Genomic DNA, 3835 nt, shown 5'->3' on the forward strand with positions numbered 1-3835 from the left:
GCTCTGGATTTTTCAGCTCGCTGGTCGTCGGCTCACCACTCCAGCCCATACGGCGATAAACATCACGTCCGGAGGTTGAAGCTTTTAACTGCATCAAACCAATGGCATTCGATTTACTCACCGCGTTCGGATTACCACCCGATTCGATAGCGATAATCGCCGTGATCAATTGTGGATCGACGCCCCAGGCTGCACCGGCTTTCTGGCTTATTGGCATCCACTGCATCGCACGTTGCACCGGAACTTTCGCGTTCCACGGCGGGTTCGTATAGTCATGCTTTGATGAACAACCCGCTAATAACACAATCAAAAAGGCAAACCATCTCAATTTCACTTCTTCTATCCTTATAGCCTGGAATCGCCGTTGAGGTGACAACGGCACACCTAAGCGGCATGATATACATTTCGTTTCTGTTGTCAGCAAGGAATTGCCATGTCTCTGTTTCACTTAATTGCCCCATCGGGTTACTGCATTAAACAGCACGCCGCGCTGCGTGGTATCCATCGCCTTACCGACGAGGGGCATCAGGTCAATAACGTCGAGGTTATTGCCCGTCGTTGTGAGCGTTTTGCGGGTACGGAAACGGAGCGCCTGGAAGATCTCAATTCCCTTGCCAGACTGACTACCCCCAACACCATCGTGCTGGCTGTACGCGGCGGTTATGGTGCCAGTCGTTTACTGGCAGATATTGACTGGCAGGCACTGGTGGCTCGCCAACAACATGACCCGTTACTCATTTGCGGACATAGCGATTTTACCGCCATTCAGTGCGGTCTTCTGGCGCAAGGCAATGTCATCACCTTTAGCGGCCCCATGCTGGTAGCAAACTTTGGTGCGGATGAACTGAACGCCTTTACCGAGCACCATTTCTGGCTGGCGTTACGCAATAAAACCTTCACCATTGAATGGCAAGGGGAAGGCCCGACATGTCAGACCGAAGGCACGTTGTGGGGAGGCAATCTTGCGATGCTGATTTCACTGATTGGTACACCGTGGATGCCAAAAATTGAGAACGGTATCCTGGTACTGGAAGATATTAACGAGCACCCTTTCCGCGTCGAACGTATGCTGTTGCAGCTCTATCATGCGGGAATTTTGCCACGTCAGAAGGCGATTATTCTCGGTAGCTTTAGCGGCAGCACGCCCAATGATTATGACGCAGGTTACAACCTGGAGTCAGTGTACGCGTTTTTGCGTTCCCGCCTGTCGATTCCACTCATTACCGGCCTCGATTTTGGTCATGAACAACGCACGGTTACGCTGCCGTTGGGCGCACATGCCATTCTGAATAACACCCGGGAAGGCACTCAGTTGACGATTAGCGGTCATCCTGTTCTTAAAATGTAAAAAAATCACGCTTCAGGGCTAAGTAAAACGCTGTCTCTGCCGCTAATATGGTAGGGTTTATATAAGAGACAGCGTAATCAGGAGTAACCGACCGTTGGATGCCACAACAATAATTAGCCTTTTCATCTTAGGATCCATCCTTGTCACCAGCAGTATATTACTTAGTTCATTTTCTTCCCGTCTTGGCATTCCTATTCTGGTTATTTTTCTGGCGATCGGCATGCTGGCAGGAGTCGATGGCGTCGGCGGTATCCCGTTTGATAATTACCCCTTCGCCTACATGGTAAGTAACCTGGCACTGGCGATTATTTTGCTCGACGGCGGGATGCGCACTCAGGCCAGTTCCTTTCGTGTGGCGTTAGGACCGGCACTGTCGCTGGCGACGCTGGGCGTGCTTATCACCTCTGGTTTAACCGGCATGATGGCGGCGTGGCTGTTTAATCTTGATTTGATTGAAGGCTTATTAATCGGCGCTATCGTCGGCTCTACCGATGCTGCAGCGGTCTTTTCTCTGCTGGGTGGTAAGGGGCTTAACGAACGTGTTGGCTCGACGCTGGAAATTGAATCCGGCAGTAATGATCCAATGGCGGTCTTTCTGACGATTACCCTGATTGCGATGATCCAGCAACATGAAAGCAGTGTCAGTTGGATGTTCGTGGTCGATATTCTGCAGCAATTTGGCCTCGGGATTGTCATCGGACTTGGCGGTGGTTATTTACTGCTGCAAATGATTAATCGCATCGCCCTGCCTGCCGGATTATATCCATTGCTGGCATTAAGCGGCGGTATTTTAATTTTTGCTTTAACCACGGCGCTGGAAGGCAGCGGTATTCTGGCTGTTTATCTGTGCGGTTTTCTGCTGGGTAATCGGCCGATTCGCAACCGCTACGGCATCCTGCAAAATTTCGACGGCCTCGCCTGGCTGGCGCAAATCGCCATGTTCCTGGTGCTGGGGCTATTGGTTAACCCAAGCGATCTGCTGCCTATTGCCATTCCGGCGCTCATTTTGTCGGCATGGATGATATTCTTCGCCCGTCCCCTTTCGGTATTTGCTGGATTGCTCCCCTTCCGCGGTTTCAATCTGCGTGAGCGCGTGTTTATCAGCTGGGTAGGATTACGCGGCGCGGTGCCAATCATCCTGGCCGTGTTCCCGATGATGGCGGGGCTGGAGAATGCACGTCTGTTCTTTAATGTCGCCTTCTTTGTGGTTCTGGTTTCACTGCTCTTGCAGGGAACATCACTCTCGTGGGCGGCTAAAAAAGCCAAAGTGGTGGTTCCGCCAGTGGGACGTCCGGTGTCACGCGTTGGCCTGGATATTCATCCGGAAAATCCGTGGGAGCAGTTTGTTTATCAATTGAGTGCCGATAAATGGTGCGTGGGCGCGGCACTGCGCGATTTGCATATGCCAAAAGAGACGCGTATTGCGGCACTGTTTCGTGATAACCAGTTGCTTCATCCTACCGGCAGCACCCGACTGCGCGAAGGCGATGTGTTGTGTGTAATTGGTCGGGAACGCGATCTTCCGGCGCTCGGTAAACTGTTCAGCCAGTCGCCGCCGGTCGCGCTGGATCAACGCTTCTTTGGTGACTTCATTCTCGAAGCCAGCGCCAAATATGCTGATGTTGCGCTGATATATGGCCTGGAAGACGGGCGAGAATATCGTGATAAGCAGCAAACGCTGGGTGAAATTGTCCAGCAGTTGTTAGGCGCGGCACCGGTTGTCGGTGACCAAGTAGAGTTTGCCGGGATGATCTGGACGGTGGCCGAGAAAGAAGATAATGAAGTGTTGAAGATTGGCGTACGGGTGGCTGAAGAGGAAGCTGAATCTTAAATTTAATGAAGCATCTATCGCCGGTTGCGATGCTTTGCTGAACGCAGCCTGAGCCTGCAATTGTTTGTCGTCCATAATTTAACCTTCATTTGATGTTGAATTGAACATATCAAAATCAGGCAATTACACAAATCTATGTACAGGCTCCATCAAGGGTAAAGCGTGATTTATCTGAAGTCGAGTTCGAGTCAACAATGAAGCGTAAGCGTTTTATGTAGAACGCCTGTGCGGTGAGTTCAGGTTCCGGGGAAATAGTGTCCATTCTTTTGAACTGCGCCCCAAAGGTTAGACACCAGACCAAAAACTGAGGATGCATGGAAAAGTTTTCATTGGAGTTCAAAAAGGTAGTATCAGAAAAGTACCTGGAGGGAGAGTTGAGTCTGAAATCTGTAGCAAGGATGTACGGTATCAGTCCCTGCACAGTAAGAAAATGGGCTTATGCCTATCGGGAACATGGGATAAGCATACTTACGGGTAAAAAAGGACGCTATTCTGCTGAGTTAAAACTCACAGTAGTAAAAGAAGTCGTGGATGACTGTTTTTCTGTTCGTGAAGTAGCGGTAAAACACGGAATACCAGCCTTTGGTACTGTATGCAACTGGCTTGAAAAATATAGAAAATATGGCGAAGATGCTTTCATTCGAAAAAATAAAAAG

At 50.1% G+C, this 3835-nt stretch carries 4 protein-coding genes; 3 read left to right on the forward strand and 1 reads right to left on the reverse strand.

The genetic code is table 11. The features are described from left to right. Positions 1 to 334, reverse strand: a 334-nt coding sequence (gene emtA, locus QZF50_RS22920; RefSeq protein ID WP_148939166.1) for a membrane-bound lytic murein transglycosylase EmtA, incomplete at its 3' end; no start/stop codon positions are given. Between the two features lie 99 nt (positions 335 to 433). Here emtA and ldcA point away from each other — a divergent pair. From ldcA to QZF50_RS22935, 3 genes are all read left to right on the forward strand, one after another. Continuing rightward, positions 434 to 1348, forward strand: coding sequence for a muramoyltetrapeptide carboxypeptidase (gene ldcA / locus QZF50_RS22925; protein WP_000051548.1), 915 nt, complete (start codon positions 434 to 436; stop codon positions 1346 to 1348). 94 nt (positions 1349 to 1442) lie between these two features. After that, positions 1443 to 3179, forward strand: a complete 1737-nt coding sequence (locus QZF50_RS22930; protein ID WP_000340206.1) for a potassium/proton antiporter — start codon at positions 1443 to 1445, stop codon at positions 3177 to 3179. A 314-nt stretch (positions 3180 to 3493) separates the two neighbouring features. After that, a partial coding sequence (locus QZF50_RS22935) for a transposase (RefSeq protein ID WP_290389012.1) occupies positions 3494 to 3835 on the forward strand: 342 nt, incomplete at its 3' end.

The sequence above is a fragment of the uncultured Escherichia sp. genome (assembly GCF_948475835.1).
Classification (GTDB): Bacteria; Pseudomonadota; Gammaproteobacteria; order Enterobacterales; family Enterobacteriaceae; genus ECMA0423.